The sequence below is a fragment of the Arthrobacter sp. WCS2018Hpa-7 genome (genome assembly GCF_031843805.1).
In the GTDB taxonomy this organism is placed as follows: domain Bacteria; phylum Actinomycetota; class Actinomycetes; order Actinomycetales; family Micrococcaceae; genus Arthrobacter.
The window spans coordinates 77,260-95,311 of the sequence record NZ_JAVTJB010000018.1 but is presented as its reverse complement, the minus strand read 5'-3'; the positions used below and the strand labels follow the sequence as shown (position 1 = coordinate 95,311).

Below are 18,052 nucleotides of genomic sequence, written 5' to 3'. Positions count from 1 at the left end.
GCGGCACTCACGGGCGCGACGCGATCAGCGCTCGGTTCTGGGCGCCTGTCCCGGGACTTCCGGCGCCGCACAGTCAGTGCAGAACACCCGGTCGGTTTCTTCGCCGCAGCACTGGCAGCGATGGAGCAGGGCCGCTGGTTCAATCACATACGTTGTCATAACCACCATGCTGCCCCCGCGGCAATAGCGGGGACACGAGTAGCGTGTACTCGTTTTTTCGGCTGCCAGGCGCCTCGACTACTTGGATTCGTAAAAACGCAGCTCATCTAAGGTCGCCGGATCCGGGCTGACAACTCCCCCGGCCATGGCAGCAGGTTCGTTATCGGAGAAGGTGGCAAAGCAGCGCCGGCAGACAAAAGTACCGGCACGGCCGTGACGGGAGGACCAGTGCGGCCCTGCCTGCTCGCAGCGGAAACAGCACATGTTGGAGAAAGCTGCACCATCGGGATCCACACTGATTGTCACGGGAGAATCCTAAACGACCCCAGCCGCCCGGGACCAGACCCTCAGCCGGGATGGTTCTTCTACTGCTTGCCGTATTTCTTGTGCACCGCCTGCTTGCTGACGCCCAGGCAAAGGGCTATCGCCTCCCATGACAACCCGGACTGCCTGGCCGCACGTACCAGCGAAGCTTCCCGCCGCCCCACTTCCTTCTGAAGTTCAGCTACAGCGTAAAGTGCCTCAGCCGGGCCCATTCCATCCATCGATCCCACCAGTGTCTTCATTCGATCCACCTCCATGTCGTCAACCATAGTTGACAACATGGAGACCGTCAACCAATGTTGACACCAGCATCAGTCGAAGGCCCTGTACATGATCCGCTGCGGACCGGAACTGCCGCCCAGGTACCTGCCTGCATCGACGAAGCCGGCCCTGCCGTAAGCAACCCGGCCCGCCGGATTGCGTTCGTTAACGGACAGCACGACGCCGGCCTGGCCGCCGCCCAGCCGGGCCGTCAGCTTGCGCGCCTCCTCCACTGCCGCACGCGCGGCCCTTGTTCCCAGGCCGCGCCCTTGGCTTCCCGAGTCGATCAGGAAGCCCCTGAGAAGCCACGCTGAATCGTCGTCGGACCAACCTGCCAATCTCCCAGCCCCGCATTGGAGGGTCAGTACACCCACCGCCAGCCCCCCTGACTCAATGACGTACGGCAGGCGGGACTCCTCCTCCATGCCCAGCAGCATCATGCGGAGGGGGTCGCCGACAAACTCGCACTGCCCCGCCTTGACGGACAGCGAAGCCACGGCGCCCAGGTGAATGGCCCGCGCGTCATCGTCGAGCAATCTCAGCGGAATAAGCCACACATCATCCACACCATGGTGATCATTCACGCTCGAAAACAGATCTTCCGAGTCATATTCAAGCATTTTCCGGGGTCTTCCTACTAGGGTTGTCACAACAGTTCCCTACGTCGAAGGAACCTCTCCATGAACCGGCCGAACGTCATTCTGATCTGCGTGGATGAATGGAGGGGCGACTGCCTGTCCTCGGACGGCCATCCCCACGTCGAAACACCCCATCTCGACGAACTCGCCCGCAGCGGCGTGCGGTTCTCCAAAGGCTATTCTGCTACGCCATCCTGTGTCCCTGCCCGCGCGGCCCTGTTTACAGGCCAGTCGCAGGAACGGCACGGCCGGGTGGGGTATAACGACGGCATACCGTTTCACGCTGTCCACCCGGTGACCGTACAGGACGAGTTCAGGAAGGGCGGTTACCACACCCAAGCCATCGGAAAGATGCATGTGTGGCCCGAACGCTCAAGGCTCGGCTTCGACGACGTGATCCTCCATGATGGCTACCTTCACCACGCGCGGCGGCAACACCAACAGCACTTCGCCATGTTTGATGACTACGTCCCGTGGCTCCGCAGGCAGCCGGGGATAGGCCCGGATGCCGAGTATTTCGATCACGGAGTGAACTGCAACTCAATTGTCGCCCGGCCCTGGGACAAGGCGGAGAACCTGCACCCTACACAGTGGATCGGAACGCAGGCCATTGAATGGATGCAACGCCGTGATCCCGTGAAGCCCTTCTTCCTCTACCTTTCCTTCCACCGTCCGCACCCACCGTACGACCCGCCGTCGTGGGCGTTTGAGCAGTACCTCGGCATCCCTGACTATGAGGCCGTGGTGGGCAACTGGGAGCACCACTGGGATGAGAACCGGAGGGACGGCGACTACCAAGCAAGCTATGGCAGAATGCCGGACCATGTGGTCCACCGTGCCAGGGCTGGGTACTACGGCCTGATGGCGCAGATCGATTTGCAGATCAACCGGATCAAAGAGTCCTTGGCGGATTTTGGCCTTGACCACAACACCGTCATGGCCTTCACCAGCGACCACGGTGAAATGATGGGCGACCACCACATGTTCCGCAAAGCTGTGCCTTACGAAGGTTCCGCCCGCATTCCCTTCATTATCGCCAACTCACCTGCAGCAAAGGACTCAGCGCGTGGGGCCGTGGTGGACCACGTGGTGGAACTGCGGGACATCATGCCCACCCTGCTGGATCTTGCCGGGTTGCCCATCCCGGACTCCGTGGATGGGAAGTCCCTTGCGCCCCTGGTGCGGGGCGAGAATACCCAATCCGTCCGGGACGTCCTGCACGGCGAACACGTCTACTGGGGGCAGAACCTGCACTGGTTGACCGACGGACACCACAAATACATTTGGGGGTCCGGAAAAGGAACAGAAGAACTGTTCAACCTCGACGCCGACCCGCAGGAACGCTTTAACCTCGCCGACGACCCCGCGAGCCACGCTGAACTGGACCGCTGGCGGGATCGGATGGTGGAGACACTCCGGGACCGCGAAGAAGGCTACGTGGTCAACGGCAAGCTGGTGCCCGGCGTTCCGGTGGTCTCCATGTTGCGGCATGCCCGGGAAAAGGCCGACGCGGCCCTTCCCCTTGGCTAATTGCCGTAGAAGACCTTCTCGAACACGCCCCTGGCCCTCCGGCTGAGCCGTAAGTAGTCCTCTTCGAACTGGCCCGCATTTCCCGGCGCATATCCACACCACCGCGCCGCAGCCTCAAGGTCCTTGCGAGATGACGGCAAAAGGTCCGAAGCCCGTCCCGTGACGATCACATTCGCTGAACGTATCCGGCTGGCAAACCGCCAGGCATCCCGCAGCAGCGCAGCGTCGTCGTGGCCAATGAAGTCCAGCTTTTCCGCCGCGGCGAGGGCCTCAAGCGTCGAACTGGTCTGCAGCTCCGGATGCTGGCCGGCGTGCTGCAGCTGGATCAACTGGACCAACCACTCGACGTCGCTCAGCCCGCCGCGCCCAAGCTTGACGTGACGCGCAGGGTCAGCACCTCGCGGCAAACGTTCAGACTCCACGCGCGCTTTGATTCGACGGACTTCCCGCACATCCTGCTCCGCCAACTCACGTGGGTAGCGGATCGGATCAATAAGCCTGACGAAATCGGCAGCCAGCTCATCAGAACCTGCCATGGGGCGCGCCCGCAGCAGCGCCTGGGCCTCCCAGATCAGCGACCACCGGCGGTAGTACTCCGCATAAGACTCCAGCGACCGGACCATGGCACCGTTCTTGCCTTCGGGCCGCAGGTCCGCGTCCACCATGAGAACACGTTCGGCCATGATGGCCGGCTTGAGTGGCTGGGTGAGGAAGCTGGAGACTTTAGCGACGATCGCCGTCGCCTGCTCCTGGGCCTCTGCATCAGAGAACCCGGGCCGGGCGCGATGCACATAGATGACGTCGGCGTCCGAGCCGTAACCGATCTCCCGTCCGCCCTGCCGCCCCATGGCAACCACCAGGACATCGGTTTTCAGCGGACCATCGCCCGCAATGACGGATTCGGCTACATGAAGCGCCCCCAGGACAGCGGCCCGGTCCGTTTCGGCCAGAGCAAGACCAACCGCGTCCTGGTCCAGCAATCCGGAGCTGTCGGCAATCGCTGTCCGCAGGATCTCGCGGCGCCGGATCAGGCGAATGAGCCTCATGGCGCTTTCGGGATCCGGGTGGCGGGAAAGCTTGGAACGGATCTCCTGCCACTGGGCCTCGAAGCTGATGGGCACCAGCTCTTTGTCGCTGCCCAGCCAGGCTACGGATTCCGGGGAAACTTCCAACAGGTCAGAAATCAACCGGGAATTGGCCAGCACCTGGCACAAGCGTTCCGCCGCCGCCTGCGAATCCCTCAGCAGACCCAAATACCAGTGCGTGGTTCCAAGCGCTTCGCTGACCCTGCGGAAGGCGAGCAGACCGGCGTCGGGGTCCACGCCTTCAGCGAGCCAGCCCAGCAAAATGGGAAGAAGCTGCCGCTGCAGCGCCGCCCGCCGGCTGACTCCGGCCGTCAGTGCTTCAATGTGCCGCATGGCTCCTTGCGGATCCGAGTAACCCAGGGCAGCAAGCCGGCCTTGCGCTGCCTCGGGGCTGAGCTTGGCATCCTCGCTGCTCAGCTTGGCCGCAGTATTGAGCAGGGGGCGGTAGAAGATGCGCTCGTGCAGCTCCCGCACGGCTTTTTTGGTCTTCTGCCACGTAGCCATCAGCTGGTCCGGATGGGGCCGCTCCAGCGAGAAGGGCCCCAGGACGGCCTTGGCAAGGAACCGTTGGGCGTCCTCTGTCACAGGCATGAGGTGGGTTCGCCGCAACTGGAAAAGCTGGATCCGGTGCTCCAGCAAGCGCAGGTACCGGTAGGCGTTGTCGAAAGCGGCCGCATCCGAACGGCCAATGTAGCCGCCGGCAGAGAGTGCGGCAATGGCTGACGTGGTGTCCCTGCATCGAAGGGATTCATCGGATTTTCCATGGACCAGTTGCAGCAACTGGACGGTGAACTCGACATCGCGAAGGCCGCCCCGCCCCAGCTTGATCTGGCGCTGTTCCTCGGCCGCGGGAATGTAATCGGTGACCCTGCGGCGCATCGCCTGCACAGATTCGACGAACCCCTCACGGCCTGCGGAGGCCCACACCAGCGGTTCCACTGCCTTCTCATAGCGCTGGCCCAGTTCGCGGTCGCCGGCGATGGTCCGTGCCTTCAGGAGCGCTTGGAACTCCCAGCTTTCTGCCCAGCGTGCGTAGTAGCTGAGATGGGAGGGCAAGGTTCGGACCAACGGCCCCGATTTACCTTCGGGACGGAGGTTGGCATCGACTTCCCACAGCCCGGGCTCCGGCGCCGACGAGGAAATCGCACGGGAAATCCCGGACGCCAGGGCCGTACCAATGGTGGATGCCCGCGCGTCCTCCAGCTCGCCTGCCTCAATGACGTAGATGACATCGACGTCGGAGATGTAGTTCAGTTCGCGGGCGCCGCATTTGCCCATCCCCATGACGGCAAGCCCGACGTCGGCGATCTCCGCGGCAGCGTACTGTCCGGCCGCTTCGGCCCGGGACACGGCGAGGGCAGCCTCGATGGCGGCACCGGCAAGGTCGGCCAGCTCGGCTCCGACAGCCGGCATGAAGTCCTGGGGCGATGCGGCACAAAGATCCTTGATGGCCAGCTCTGTCAGCCCGCGTCGATAGGCGCTTCGAAGGGCCGCGTAGGCCGGCATCCCCGTTATCCCGGCCACCGGGCGCTGGGCTCCGGGTTCGGCCTTCACGGAACGGAGCAGCATGGCCCGGAGCTCTTCGCTGGAGGCCTGGAGGGGCTCCGGGCTGACGCGGACATCGAAGACATCCAGATGTTCCGGCCGACGCATGAGGAACTCCCCCAGCGCCTCGGAAGCGCCCAACAGACGGTACATGGGCTCGCTGGTGTCCTGCTCCGCCGCAGCCAGCTTCTTCAGCCCGGGATTCTTCTCGAGGAGCCGGACCAGCGATTGCAGCGCCGTGTCCGGGCTCGCCGACATGGAGAGCCCGGCAAAGAGCGCTTCCTGGTCAATGCCCTCAAGCTCAGGAGCAGCAAGGAAACGTTCTGCCTTTTCGAGATCACTGAAACCGGCTGAAATGAGCCGACGTGCAAGGCTCATTGGCCCTGCCTACAGAATGCCGAGGTTGCGCTGCAACTCGTACGGCGTGACCTGGAGGCGGTAATCCTGCCACTCCGCGCGCTTGTTGCGCAGGAAGTGCTCAAAGACCTGCTCGCCCAGGATCTCGGCCACAAGCTCTGATTCCTCCATGGCGCGGATGGCGTCGTGGAGGCTGGCGGGCAACGGCGCATGCCCCATGGCCCTGCGCTCAGCGGTGGTCAACGACCAGACGTCGTCTTCTGCTGCAGCGGGAAGTTCGTAGCCTTCCTCGATGCCCTTCAATCCGGCGCCCAGCAGGACAGCGTAGGCCAGGTACGGGTTGGTGGCGGAGTCGATCCCGCGGTACTCGATGCGCGCCGACTGGCCCTTGCCGGGCTTGTACAGCGGAACGCGGACAAGGGCGGAGCGGTTGTTGTGTCCCCAGCTCAGGTAGCTCGGCGCCTCGCCGCCGCCCCAAAGCCGCTTGTAGGAGTTCACGAACTGGTTGGTGACTGCCGTGAATTCGGGCGCGTGCTTCAGGATTCCCGCGATGAACTGGCGTGCCGTCTTGGACAGCTGGAACTCAGCTCCGGCTTCGAAGAACGCGTTGGTATCGCCCTCGAACAGGGAGAAGTGGGTGTGCATGCCGGAGCCGGGGTGGTCGGTGAATGGCTTGGGCATGAAGGTGGCGTATGTCCCCTGCTGGAGCGCGACCTCCTTGATGACCGTACGGAAGGTCATGATGTTGTCAGCGGTCTGCAACGCATCCGCGTAACGGAGGTCGATCTCGTTCTGGCCCGGGCCGGCTTCATGGTGGCTGAATTCCACGGAGATGCCGACGGATTCGAGCATGGTGACAGCCGTACGGCGGAAGTCCTGGGCAACGCCGCCCGGAACGTGGTCGAAGTAGCCTCCCTCATCCACGGGAACCGGAGAGCCATCGGGGCCGAGGTCCTTGGACTTGAGCAGGTAGAACTCGATCTCGGGGTGGGTGTAGCACGTGAACCCCATGTCTGCAGCCTTGGCCAGGGTCCGCTTGAGGACGTTGCGGGGGTCAGCGGCAGAGGGTTCACCATCAGGAGTCAGGACGTCGCAGAACATGCGCGATGTCTGCTCCGTCTCACCGCGCCACGGCAGGATCTGGAAAGTCGACGGATCCGGCTGGGCGAGCATGTCGGACTCAAAGACGCGGGCAAGGCCCTCGATTGCTGAACCGTCAAAGCCGAGGCCTTCTTCAAAGGCTCCTTCAACCTCGGCAGGCGCAAGCGCCACCGATTTAAGGGAACCCACGACGTCGGTGAACCACAAGCGTACGAAGCGCACGTCACGCTCTTCGATCGTCCGCAAAACGAACTCTTGCTGGCGGTCCATAGGGCCTCTTTTCCGATTCAGTGTCCATGCCGCTGGTTCCAATGGTTTGGAGCCACGACAACTCAGCCTTCACTCTACTAAGACTTCGGTGCTTATGCCGCAGCAGTACCTGCGCGTAACACAGCGTTTACATTCAGTGACGCTTGGCACACTGGTGGCAGGCGTCGTCGGCACCCCTTAGGCTCTACCCATGGCCCCGAGCAACCTCCCTGAGTCCACCACGCCCGCCGAAGTTCCCGCACCGTACGGGACCGGCCCGGCAGCTGCTGCCACGACGCCCGCTTCAAGCACTGGAAAGCCGATCAGCAGAGTCAGGATCCACCACCTCCAGCAGGCCAAGGACAATGGCGGGCGCTTCGCCATGCTGACTGCCTATGAGCAGTACACCGCGGAGATCTTTGACCAAGCCGGAATCGAAGTCCTCCTCGTCGGCGACTCGGCATCCAACAACGTCTTCGGCAACGAGACGAGCCTGCCGGTCACTGTGGACGAACTCCTGCCCCTGACACGGGCGGTGAGCCGGGCGGCCAAGCGGGCCCTGATCGTGGCGGACCTTCCCTTCGGAAGCTACGAGGTTTCGCCAGGGCACGCAGTTGCTACAGGCGTCAGGTTCCTCAAAGAAGGCCTGGCGCACGCGGTCAAGATCGAGGGCGGCGCCTATTACGCGGACACCGTCAAAGCCATGGTCCAGGCCGGCATCCCCGTCATGGCCCACATTGGCTTTACCCCGCAAAGCGAACATTCTTTGGGCGGCTATCGCGTCCAGGGCCGCGGAGACGACGCACAACGCCTCGTGGACGACGCCGTTGCGTTGCAGGACGCCGGAGCTTTCAGCGTGCTCATGGAAATGGTTCCGGCGGAGACGGCAGCCGCCGTCGATGCCGCGCTGCGGGTACCTACCGTAGGTATCGGTGCGGGCAACACCACTACAGGCCAAGTCCTCGTGTGGCAGGACATGGCGGGATTGCGGGGAGGCAAAATGGCCAAGTTCGTCAAGCAATACGCTGATCTCCGCACCACCCTGGGCGACGCAGCGGCAGCCTACGGCGAGGACGTCAGGTCCGGGCAGTTTCCCGGACCTGAGCATTCCTTCTAATCGTCGTCCTGGGCGTCCCAGGCATCGTTTCGGGCCTTAACCTTTTCCAAGGCGTGCTCGGCTTCTTCCCTGGTTTTATAGGGGCCAATCAGCTGGGTCCAATCGGACATGGCGTCCTCTTCGATCTCGTGCGTCTTGACGTTGTACCAGTACTCCGTCACGTCTCCTCCTCGGTCCTCGGGCGGCTGGACGCGTAACGTTGGCGGGGTCACAGGAACCCAGCCACCCTTTGTTACTTACGTCTCTTGTGTGCCTTATATGATCAATCTATGCCTTCTCTTGCTTCGACTGCACCCATCGGCGCCCTCACACCGGGAACCGTCAGCCCCGAGCGGCCTGTCCCGGTCTCTATTCCGCGGCCCGAGTACGTCGGCAAGAAGGCGGCGGCCAAGTTCACAGGTTCCGAGGTGAAGTCGGCGGAGACCATCGAGAAGATCCGCATCGCCGGCAAAATCGCTGCCCAGGCGATCGTCGAGGTCGGCAAGCACCTGGAGCCCGGCGTCACCACGGACTACCTGGATAAAATCGGCCACGAGTTCCTCCTGGACCATAAGGCCTATCCCTCCACGCTTGGCTACCGTGGCTTTCCCAAGTCGTTGTGTTCCTCGCTGAACGAAGTCATCTGCCACGGGATCCCCGATTCCACCGTGGTGCAGGACGGCGACATCCTGAACATCGACATCACAGCCTTCATCGGTGGAGTCCATGGGGATACCAACTACACTTTCCTGGTTGGCGACGTGGATGAGGAATCCCGTCTGCTGGTTGAGCGTACGCAGGAGTCGCTCAACCGGGCCATCAAGGCCGTGGCCCCTGGCCGCGAAATCAACGTAATCGGCCGTGCCATCCAGTCCTACGCCAAACGCTTCGGCTACGGCGTGGTGCGGGACTTCACTGGCCACGGCGTGGGTGAGGCCTTCCACACGGGCCTCATCATTCCGCATTACGACGCAGCCCCGGCGTACAACACCGTGATCGAGGCAGGCATGGTCTTCACCATTGAACCCATGCTGACGCTCGGCACCATCGAATGGGACATGTGGGCCGACGACTGGACAGTCGTCACCAAGGACCACAAGCGCACGGCCCAGTTCGAACACACCCTGCTGGTTACTGAGACCGGCGCGGAAATCCTTACCCTTCCCTAAGCTCTTCGGAAGGTCCAGCAGCCCGGGCGGCTGCGCCATGCCCATCCCCTCCTGCCATGATCGGAATTGCATTGTCCAAGAAGGATGAGAAGACCCACAAGAACGCACCGCTGATCGGTATCGACATCGGTGGCACCGGCATCAAGGGCGGCATTGTCGACCTGAAAAAGGGCAAGCTGATTGGTGACCGCTTCCGTGTTCCCACACCCCAACCCGCAACTCCCGAGGCAGTCGCCGGGGTCGTAGCCCAGATTGTCGAAGAACTCTCCAGCCGTCCGGACGCCCCGGCTGCAGACTCCCCGGTGGGTGTGACCTTCCCCGGTATCATCCAGCACGGCGTGGTCAACTCAGCAGCGAACGTGGACAAGACCTGGCTCGGCACTGACATCGACGCAACGTTTACCAAGCGTCTTGGCCGTCCCGTGGAGGTCATCAACGATGCCGACGCAGCCGGTCTCGCGGAAGCCCGCTACGGAGCCGGCGAAGGCGTGGACGGAACGGTCCTGGTCATCACGCTGGGAACCGGCATTGGTTCTGCCTTCATTTTCAACGGCCAACTGGTCCCCAACGCCGAACTGGGCCACCTGGAGGTGGATGGACACGACGCCGAGACCAAGGCTTCCGCGGTAGCCCGTGAACGCGATGGACTGAGCTGGGACGAGTACGGCGTCCTGCTTAACCGCTACCTTCAACACGTGGAATTCCTGTTCTCTCCCGAACTTTTCATTGTGGGCGGCGGCATTTCCAAGCGCTCCGACGAGTACTTCCCGCATCTGGACCTGCGCACCAAGATCGTGACCGCAAAATTGAAGAACGACGCCGGCATTGTCGGTGCAGCGCTTGAGGTCGCCCTGCACCACAAGCTCGCCAAGTAGTCCGCGGGATGGCTGGGGGCACGGTCCTGGAGGTCGGTACGGCTATCGTGACGGGAGCCAGCCGAGGCATCGGCGCAGCCGTGGCACTCGCTGCAGCCCGCGCCGGATACGCGGTGGTGGTGAATTACTCCGAGGACAGTGCCGGAGCCAAAACCGTGGTGGAGGACATCATCGGCGTGGGCGGCAGGGCACTGGCCGTCCAGGCAGATATCAGCCGCCCTGCCGACGTCGTGCGTTTGTTCGACGAAGCCGCAGGCCTGGGTCAGGTGACCGCTGTCATCAATAACGCGGCCATCACTGGCAACCTGATCGGCACCTTGGTGGAGGTCCCGGCCGAGACCGTCCAACGGGTCGTTGACGTCAACGTGTCCGGGATGATCTACACGTGCCAGGAAGCCGTGCGACGACTCTCCACGGACAACGGCGGCAGCGGTGGATCAATCGTCAATATCTCCTCTACGGCCACCAAGGCGGGCTCCCCCGGAACGTGGGTCCACTACGCTGCCACAAAGGGGGCTGTGGATGTCCTCACGGTTGGTTTGGCGGCCGAGGTGGCCAAACAGGGCATCCGGGTCAATGCGGTGGCCCCCGGCAGCACCAACACCGGATTGCATGCCGCCGCGGGGATGCCGGACCGGGTGGAAAGACTGAACTCCACCATTCCCATGGGGCGCGGGGCCGAACCCGAAGAAGTGGCGGCGGCAGTCCTGTGGCTGATGTCCGCTGAGGCGGGGTACATCACCGGCGCTGTGCTTCCTGTTTCCGGCGGACGCTGACCGGCGTGCCGGAAAGGCGTACCCCGATGCGCTTCGGTCCTGGTGCCGGTGGCGAGTGCGGCTTCCCCTCCGCACCGCCACCGGAGCTAGAGCGGGCTCTTCTCTGAACCCGTGGCCTCTTTGGCGCCGGCCTTCGCATGCTCTTGATGCTCGTGGCGAAGCAGTGAGATGGCCGATTCGAAATCTTCCAGGGACTCGAAAGCCTGGTAGACGCTGGCGAAGCGCAGGTACGCCACCTCGTCCAGCTTCCGCAGGGGGCCAAGAATGGCCAAACCTACCTCGTGCGCGTCAATTTCCGCTGCACCCGAGGACCGGATGTTCTCTTCGACTTCCTGAGCCAGCATGGCGAGATCGTCCTCGGTGACCGGGCGTCCCTGGCATGCCTTGCGGACACCACTGATGACCTTGATGCGGCTGAAGGGCTCGCCGACGCCGGACCGTTTGATGACGGACAGGCTGGTGGTCTCCACTGTGGTGAATCGGCGACCACACTCTGGGCATTGACGGCGGCGGCGGATGGAAGAGCCGTCGTCGGCCATGCGGCTGTCAACGACGCGGGAGTCGGGGTTCCGGCAGAACGGACAATACACGCTGGGCCTCCCCTGACAGATCCGGCACGAAACGGGCCCGGCGGGTTGCCGGAAACGCAAAAGGTGCCGGAAGTTTAACTTCCGGCACCAGTTTACGTTTGTTCAGTACGTAATGACAAGCGTGTAATTACTACATGTAGTGGTGGGCACCCTTATATGTAGTGGTTGGACGCTTACGCGAAGCGGATCCGTACCGCGTCGCCGTGGCCGGGAAGATCCTCGGCACCGGACAGGCTCACGATGTGGCCGCTGACCTGTTCCAGCGCCGAACGGTTGTAGTTGATGACCTGCACGGCACGGAGGAACGTGGTGACGTTCAAGCCTGAAGAGAAGGCGGCTGTCCCACTGGTGGGCAATACGTGGTTGGATCCGGCGCAGTAATCACCCAGGCTCACGGGGCTGTAGTCACCTACAAAGATGGCACCGGCATTGCGGATCCGCGACGCCACAGCCGCAGCATCCGCCGTCATGATTTCCAAGTGTTCAGCCGCATAGGCATTGCAGACCGCGATCCCCTGATCAAGATCGTCCACCAGCACCACACCGGACTGAGGCCCGGACAATGCCTCCAGAACCCGGGTGCTGTGCTTGGTGACGGCAGCCTGCCGTGCAAGTTCACGCACGACGGCGTCAGCCAGGTCAGCGGAGTCCGTCACCAGGACCGAAGCTGCTTTGGGATCGTGCTCTGCCTGGCTGATGAGGTCGGCGGCCACGAGGGGAGCTTGTGCAGTGGAGTCGGCAAGAATGGCGATCTCGGTGGTGCCGGCCTCGGAGTCGATGCCCACCACGCCCTTGACGAGCCTCTTGGCTGTGGCTACGAAGATGTTTCCGGGGCCAGTCACCACGTCCACAGGTTCGATGGGCAACTCATCCGCTGAGCCCGGGATCCCGTACGCGAAGGAAACGATCGCCTGTGCACCGCCGATGGCATAGACCTCATCAATGCCCAACAGCTTTGCGGCCGCCAGGATGGTGGGGTGCGGAAGGCCGTCGAAGTCTTTCTGCGGCGGGGAAGCCAGCGCAATCGACTCAACTCCGGCCGCTACGGCCGGTACAACGTTCATGATCACGGAGGAAGCCAACGGAGCGAGCCCGCCGGGCACATAGAGCCCAACACGGCCGACTGGAATCCAATTCTGGCTGACGACGGCACCATCGGCCAGGGCAACATCCACATTGGCCGGACGCTGCTGCTCTGCAAACTGGCGGGCTCGGCTGATGGACTCTTCCAAAGCAGCGCGGACGTCGGGATCCAGCCGGGCCAAGGCCTGGGTCAGCGCCTCGGCCGGCACGCGCGGGTGGGACTGTTCCACGCCGTCGAACTTCTTCGCCAGCTCAGCGAGGGCCGCAAAGCCGCGGCCGCGGACGGCTGAGATGATGTCCTGGACCTTCTGCTCGGCGTCGGCCATGGTCTGATGGCGCGCCCTGGGGACTGCGGCACGCAACTCAGCCAAGGAGAGGTGGCGGCCCCGGAAATCGATGCTCCGGAAATCGAGGGAAGCGGCGGCGCGGGCGGAAGTATCCGAAGAAGTGGTCACGTGGCTATTTTACGGGCTTCTTGGAAAGAACCCCGAACAGCGCCAGGACGAACGTGATGAATGCCGTCGCAGCCGGCCACAGGACCAGCACAGCATAGGAACGGAGGGTGAATCCATATCCGGGGCCCAGGGCGGGGTTGGGAGCCGGACCAAACAGCTGCGCGGCCAGCAAGCCAACCAACCACGCCACAAGGCCACCCAATGCGCCACCTGCAAGTGCGAACGTCAACCGGCGTCCCACGTTGTGGCCCTGCAGTTTCCCGTCCAGCATGACGCCGGTGAAGCAGCCCGCCACGAGCACCAAACCTGCCAGGACCAGGTCGCGTGGAAGCCAGGACTCCGGATTGCTTGCATCGGCAAGCGCGGGGTTGCCGGAAACAAAGTTGAGCCCACCGGGAGCAAGCAGCCACCAGAGCACGCCAACAACGACGCCGGCAACTGTCGGAAGGACAAGCCAGAGAGTCTCCTTGGAACTGCCGGGAGGAGGGGCCGAAGCCGGTTCGGCAACAGCAGGGACGTGCACGGTTGGCTCGGTCATACCCCTCACATTAACAAAGGTTCATGCAGGCCCCACAAAATGAGGACCCGCCAGCGCCGGAGGAATACTCTGAAGGGAGACTCAGCCCCCAGTCCAGGAGATTCATCCACGTGACAAGCGAACCATCCGGCTTTGACCGGACTTTCAGGGAGATGTTCCGCCGGCATGCGGCCGGAGTTGCCATCATCACGGCGAACTTGAACGGAAAGCCCTTCGGTTTCACGGCCACTTCTGTGGCGTCGCTGTCCGCTGAGCCGCCCCGTTTCACCTTCAACATGGCCAGGAGCTCCAGTTCGTGGCCGGCCGTGGCGAATGCCGAGTACATCGGCGTCCACATGCTCGGGCTCGAGAACCAAGCCCTCGCCAACCGTTTCGCCCGCACACGTGACCGGTTCGACGGCGACCACTGGGAGCCGGGCCCTCACGACGTCCCCATCCTCAAGGACGTCAGCGGCTGGCTTGTGGGCAGGATCCAGATGCGGCTCTCGTTCGAGAACAACGCAGTGGTAGTGGTGGAGGTTGTTGACGGGCAAGTCGGCGGTGACGGCACTCCCCTGCTCTACCACAGCGGCGGCTACAGCAAGCCTGCCCCGCTCGACTACGAAATCTAGTCAACGCGGAATCCGCGCGGGCGGGGCGGGCCGCTAGTTGTCCAGGCAGGCCGGGCCCAGCAGGACTTTCAGGTCACCAAAAAGGGACGGACTGGGGTTGACCCGCATATGCACGGGCAGCCCCATGACCTCCACCTTGGTATCACCCATCAGCTTGAGCCGGACTTCGGAGTTCCCGCGGTGAGTGCGCAGCACATCGCGCAGGTCCGTCACTACCGCTTCGGTGGCCTTGAAGGTGGGGATGGTAATGACGACGGGACCATTAACGCTCTCGCTGAGGTCCGGGACTGAAAGCTCCATGCAGTTCAGCGTCACGGCGCCATCGTCCCGGCGTTGCAGCCTGCCCTTAACCACCACAATGAGGTCCTCCGCCAGTACGGAGGCGATGGGACCGTAGACCTGGCCGAAGAACATGACCTCCATGGAAGCGCCGAGGTCTTCGATTTCGGCCCGGGCGTAGGCGTTGCCGCTGGCCTTGGCGATCCTGCGGCTCAACGAGGTGATCATGCCCGCGATGGTGACAATCGCGCCGTCGTGCGGTCCGTCCTCACCGATGATCGAGGTAATGGACTGTTCCGCGTGCTGACTGAGAACGCCCTCCAGCCCCTGCAGGGGATGATCTGAAACGTAAAGCCCCAGCATGTCCCGTTCGAAGGACAGCTTGTCCTTCTTCTCCCACTCGGGCATGTCCGGGATTTCCGTGGTGAGCGACGCTTCGGGCTCCTGGTCCTCGAAGCCGGCGAAGAGGTCGAACTGGCCAATCGCCTCGTTTCGTTTGAGGGTGATCACCGAATCGATGGCTTCTTCGTGGATCATGGCCAAAGCCCGGCGGTGGTGCCCCAGCGAGTCGAAAGCGCCGGCCTTGATCAGCGATTCGATGGTGCGCTTGTTGCACACCACGGCCGGAACCTTCAAGAGGAAATCCTTGAACGAGGTGTAGTTTCCCTCTGTTGCCCGCGTTGAGACCATGGCGTCCACCACGTTGACACCGACGTTCCTGATGGCACCCATGCCGAAACGGATGTCCGTTCCCACAGGCGTGAAGTTCAGCGAGGATTCGTTGACATCCGGCGGCAGGACCGTGATGCCCATGCGCCGGCACTCGTTGAGGTAGATGGCCGACTTGTCCTTGTCATCGCCCACCGAGGTCAGCAGTGCAGCCATGTATTCCGGCGCGTAGTGCGCCTTCAAGTAGGCCGTCCAGTAGGAGATCACGCCATACGCAGCCGAGTGGGCTTTATTGAAGGCATAATCGGAGAACGGAAGCAGAATGTCCCACAAGGTCTTCACGGCAGCCATGGAGTAGCCATTGTCCTGCATGCCTTGGGAGAAGCCGGCAAACTGTTTGTCCAGTTCAGACTTCTTCTTCTTGCCCATGGCGCGGCGGAGAATGTCAGCTTGGCCCAGCGAGTATCCGGCAAGCTTCTGTGCCACGGCCATAACCTGCTCCTGATACACGATCAGGCCGAAGGTGCCGCCGAGGATTTCCTTGAGGGGTTCTTCCAGCTCCGGGTGGATCGGGATGACCTCTTGGATCCCGTTCTTGCGCAGCGCGTAGTCAGTGTGGGCGTTGGCGCCCATGGGACCCGGCCGGTACAGCGCCAGGACCGCAGAGATGTCTTCGAAGTTGTCGGGCTTCATCAGCTTGAGCAAGGACCGCATGGGTCCACCGTCAAGCTGGAACACGCCCAGGGTGTCACCGCGGGCAAGGAGTTCATAGGAAGCGGCGTCGTCGAGTTCCAGGTTTTCCAGGTCCAATTCGACGTCGCGGTTCATCTTGATGTTTTCCAGGGCATCCGAAATGATCGTCAGATTTCGGAGGCCCAGGAAGTCCATCTTGATCAGGCCGAGGCCCTCGGACGTCGGGTAATCGAACTGGGTGATGACCTGGCCGTCCTGGAAACGGCGCATGATCGGAATGACATCGATGATGGGGTCCGAGGACATGATGACACCAGCGGCGTGGACACCCCACTGGCGCTTCAGGCCTTCGATGCCCAAGGCGGTCTCGAAGACCTTGGCGGCCTCCGGATCGGTAGCGATGAGCTGGCGGAAATCGCCCGCTTCGCTGTAGCGCTTGGACTCCGGGTTCTGGATGTCGGCCAGCGGAATGTCCTTGGCCATGACGGCAGGCGGAAGCGCCTTGGTCAGGGTCTCACCCATGCTGAAGGGGTAGCCCAGCACGCGGGAGGAGTCCTTGAGCGCCTGCTTGGTCTTGATGGTTCCGTAGGTGACGATCATCGCCACGCGCTCGTCGCCGTATTTCTTGGTGACGTAGTCAATCACTTCGGAGCGGCGCCGATCATCGAAGTCGACGTCGAAGTCGGGCATGGAAACGCGGTCCGGGTTCAGGAAGCGTTCGAAGATCAGGCCGTGCTGCAGAGGGTCGAGGTCGGTGATGCGCATGGCGTAAGCCACCATGGAGCCTGCACCGGAACCACGGCCGGGACCCACCCGGATCCCGTTGTTCTTGGCCCAGTTGATGAAGTCGGCAACCACCAGGAAGTAGCCCGGGAATCCCATGGAGGTAATGACGCCGAGCTCGTAGTCCGCTTGCTTGCGGACCTTGTCCGGAATGCCCTGGGGGTAACGGTACTTCAGCCCGGTGTCTACTTCCTTGACCAGCCAGGAGGTCTCGTCTTCGCCGGGCGGGCAAGGGAAACGCGGCATGTAGTTGGCGCCCGTATTGAAGGAAACTTCACAGCGCTCTGCAATGAGCAGCGTGTTGTCGCACGCCTCGGGGTGGTCGCGGAACAGTTCCCGCATTTCCTGCGGCGACTTCAGGTAGTAGCCGCTGCCCGAGAAAGCGAAGCGGGAGCCGCCGTTGTCATACGTTGGTTCCAGGAGCGTGGAACCGGACTGGATTGCCAGCAGGGCCTCGTGGGCTTTGGCATCGTGCTCGTGCGTGTAGTGGAGGTCGTTGGTGGCCACCAGCGGGAGACTGAGCTCCTTGCCCAGGCGCAGGAGGTCGCCGGTGACGCGGCGTTCAATGTCCAGGCCGTGGTCCATCAGCTCAAGGAAGTAGTTCTCTGCCCCGAAGATGTCGCGGAACTCCGCTGCGGCCTCAACGGCTTCGCGGTAAAGGCCGAGCCTCAGCTTGGTCTGGACTTCCCCGGAAGGGCAGCCCGTGGTGGCGATCAAACCTTCGGAGTAGGTGTTAAGCAGGTCCCGGTCCAGCCTGGGCCACTTACCAAAAACGGAGTCGAGGGAAGCAATGGACGAGGCCCGGAACAGGTTCCTCATACCCACGTTGTTGTAGCTCAGGAGCGTCATGTGGGTGTACGAGCCACCACCGGAAACATCATCCTTGCGCTGGCTTTCGTCGCCCCAGCGTACTCGTTCCTTGTCACCCCGGGCGGTGCCGGGCGTGACGTAGGCTTCGACGCCGATGATGGGCTTGATGCCCTGGTCGGTGGCCTTGCGCCAGAAGTCGAACGCACCGAACAGGTAGCCGTGGTCCGTGGTGGCCAGGGCGGGCATCCCGAGACGTTCGGTTTCATCGAACAGCTCACCCAGTCTGGCCGCTCCATCCAGCATGGAGTACTCGGTATGGGTGTGCAGGTGGACGAACGAATCATTGCTGGAAGTCACCACGACAGTCTACCGTCCC

The 18,052-nt window shown here is 62.7% G+C and carries 16 protein-coding genes; 6 read left to right on the top strand and 10 right to left on the bottom strand.

The features are described 5' to 3' along the window. Positions 1-237: 237 nt before the first annotated feature. Genes RQH14_RS17670 through RQH14_RS17660 form a run of 3 tightly spaced genes read right to left on the bottom strand, consistent with a single transcriptional unit; the run spans position 238 to position 1,364 of the window. Complete coding sequence (locus RQH14_RS17670; RefSeq protein WP_311214436.1) at positions 238-465, bottom strand: hypothetical protein; 228 nt, start codon at positions 463-465, stop codon at positions 238-240. Positions 466-524: 59 nt separating this feature from the next. Continuing rightward, on the bottom strand, positions 525-740 hold the full coding sequence (locus RQH14_RS17665; RefSeq protein ID WP_026542533.1) for a hypothetical protein: 216 nt from the start codon (positions 738-740) through the stop codon (positions 525-527). Between the two features lie 54 nt (positions 741-794). Then, entirely contained in the window at positions 795-1,364 is a 570-nt protein-coding gene (locus RQH14_RS17660; protein WP_311214435.1) for a GNAT family N-acetyltransferase, read from the bottom strand. A 60-nt stretch (positions 1,365-1,424) separates the two neighbouring features. On the opposite strand from RQH14_RS17660, the gene RQH14_RS17655 reads away from it, so the two are divergent. Beyond that, complete coding sequence (locus tag RQH14_RS17655) at positions 1,425-2,912, top strand: arylsulfatase (RefSeq protein WP_311214434.1); 1,488 nt, start codon at positions 1,425-1,427, stop codon at positions 2,910-2,912. Here the strand turns inward: RQH14_RS17655 and RQH14_RS17650 are convergent. Together RQH14_RS17650 and glnA are read right to left on the bottom strand one after the other, a co-directional pair. Next, a complete protein-coding gene (locus tag RQH14_RS17650; RefSeq protein WP_311214433.1) occupies positions 2,909-5,920 on the bottom strand; it encodes a bifunctional [glutamine synthetase] adenylyltransferase/[glutamine synthetase]-adenylyl-L-tyrosine phosphorylase in 3,012 nt (1,003 codons plus the stop codon). The genes RQH14_RS17655 and RQH14_RS17650 overlap by 4 nt on opposite strands. A gap of 9 nt (positions 5,921-5,929) precedes the next feature. Continuing rightward, positions 5,930-7,270, bottom strand: coding sequence for a type I glutamate--ammonia ligase (gene glnA / locus RQH14_RS17645; RefSeq protein WP_311214432.1), 1,341 nt, complete (start codon positions 7,268-7,270; stop codon positions 5,930-5,932). A 190-nt stretch (positions 7,271-7,460) separates the two neighbouring features. Here glnA and panB point away from each other — a divergent pair, with 190 nt between their 5' ends. Continuing rightward, positions 7,461-8,366 carry a 3-methyl-2-oxobutanoate hydroxymethyltransferase gene (panB, locus tag RQH14_RS17640; RefSeq protein ID WP_311214431.1) on the top strand — a complete coding sequence of 302 codons (906 nt, stop codon included), beginning with the start codon at positions 7,461-7,463 and terminating at the stop codon, positions 8,364-8,366. Here the strand turns inward: panB and RQH14_RS17635 are convergent. Next, on the bottom strand, positions 8,363-8,527 hold the full coding sequence (locus RQH14_RS17635) for an SPOR domain-containing protein (protein WP_011774435.1): 165 nt from the start codon (positions 8,525-8,527) through the stop codon (positions 8,363-8,365). The genes panB and RQH14_RS17635 overlap by 4 nt on opposite strands. 108 nt (positions 8,528-8,635) lie before the next feature. On the opposite strand from RQH14_RS17635, the gene map reads away from it, so the two are divergent. The 3 genes from map (at position 8,636) to RQH14_RS17620 (ending at position 11,165) form a co-directional block, all read left to right on the top strand. Continuing rightward, a complete protein-coding gene (gene map, locus RQH14_RS17630) occupies positions 8,636-9,514 on the top strand; it encodes a type I methionyl aminopeptidase (RefSeq protein WP_311214430.1) in 879 nt (292 codons plus the stop codon). Positions 9,515-9,585: 71 nt separating this feature from the next. Continuing rightward, on the top strand, positions 9,586-10,389 hold the full coding sequence (ppgK, locus tag RQH14_RS17625) for a polyphosphate--glucose phosphotransferase (RefSeq protein WP_311214449.1): 804 nt from the start codon (positions 9,586-9,588) through the stop codon (positions 10,387-10,389). Positions 10,390-10,397: 8 nt separating this feature from the next. Then, positions 10,398-11,165: an SDR family oxidoreductase gene (locus RQH14_RS17620; protein ID WP_311214429.1), complete on the top strand. Its 768-nt coding sequence runs from the start codon at positions 10,398-10,400 to the stop codon at positions 11,163-11,165. Positions 11,166-11,251: 86 nt separating this feature from the next. Here the strand turns inward: RQH14_RS17620 and nrdR are convergent, their stop codons facing one another. The 3 genes from nrdR to RQH14_RS17605 form a co-directional block, all read right to left on the bottom strand. Then, the gene (gene nrdR, locus RQH14_RS17615) at positions 11,252-11,755 is read right to left on the bottom strand and encodes a transcriptional regulator NrdR (RefSeq protein ID WP_311214428.1); all 504 of its coding nucleotides are present in this window, start codon (positions 11,753-11,755) and stop codon (positions 11,252-11,254) included. A 173-nt stretch (positions 11,756-11,928) separates the two neighbouring features. Beyond that, positions 11,929-13,293, bottom strand: a complete 1,365-nt coding sequence (gene hisD / locus RQH14_RS17610; RefSeq protein WP_311214427.1) for a histidinol dehydrogenase — start codon at positions 13,291-13,293, stop codon at positions 11,929-11,931. Between the two features lie 4 nt (positions 13,294-13,297). Next, the gene (locus tag RQH14_RS17605) at positions 13,298-13,831 is read right to left on the bottom strand and encodes a hypothetical protein (RefSeq protein WP_311214426.1); all 534 of its coding nucleotides are present in this window, start codon (positions 13,829-13,831) and stop codon (positions 13,298-13,300) included. 110 nt (positions 13,832-13,941) lie between these two features. Here RQH14_RS17605 and RQH14_RS17600 point away from each other — a divergent pair, with 110 nt between their 5' ends. Next, a complete protein-coding gene (locus tag RQH14_RS17600) occupies positions 13,942-14,442 on the top strand; it encodes a flavin reductase family protein (RefSeq protein WP_311214425.1) in 501 nt (166 codons plus the stop codon). A 33-nt stretch (positions 14,443-14,475) separates the two neighbouring features. Here the strand turns inward: RQH14_RS17600 and dnaE are convergent, their stop codons facing one another. Continuing rightward, positions 14,476-18,033: a DNA polymerase III subunit alpha gene (dnaE, locus tag RQH14_RS17595; RefSeq protein WP_311214424.1), complete on the bottom strand. Its 3,558-nt coding sequence runs from the start codon at positions 18,031-18,033 to the stop codon at positions 14,476-14,478. Between the last annotated feature and the right edge of the window lie 19 nt (positions 18,034-18,052).

Coding starts and splice junctions, on each gene's coding strand:
- RQH14_RS17620 (WP_311214429.1), top strand. CDS start 10,398: ATGGCTGGGGGCACGGTCCTGGAGGTCGGTACGGCTATCGTGACGGGA.
- RQH14_RS17665 (WP_026542533.1), bottom strand. CDS start 740: ATGGAGGTGGATCGAATGAAGACACTGGTGGGATCGATGGATGGAATG.
- RQH14_RS17650 (WP_311214433.1), bottom strand. CDS start 5,920: ATGAGCCTTGCACGTCGGCTCATTTCAGCCGGTTTCAGTGATCTCGAA.
- panB (WP_311214431.1), top strand. CDS start 7,461: ATGGCCCCGAGCAACCTCCCTGAGTCCACCACGCCCGCCGAAGTTCCC.
- RQH14_RS17605 (WP_311214426.1), bottom strand. CDS start 13,831: ATGACCGAGCCAACCGTGCACGTCCCTGCTGTTGCCGAACCGGCTTCG.
- RQH14_RS17655 (WP_311214434.1), top strand. CDS start 1,425: ATGAACCGGCCGAACGTCATTCTGATCTGCGTGGATGAATGGAGGGGC.
- map (WP_311214430.1), top strand. CDS start 8,636: ATGCCTTCTCTTGCTTCGACTGCACCCATCGGCGCCCTCACACCGGGA.
- RQH14_RS17660 (WP_311214435.1), bottom strand. CDS start 1,364: ATGCTTGAATATGACTCGGAAGATCTGTTTTCGAGCGTGAATGATCAC.
- glnA (WP_311214432.1), bottom strand. CDS start 7,270: ATGGACCGCCAGCAAGAGTTCGTTTTGCGGACGATCGAAGAGCGTGAC.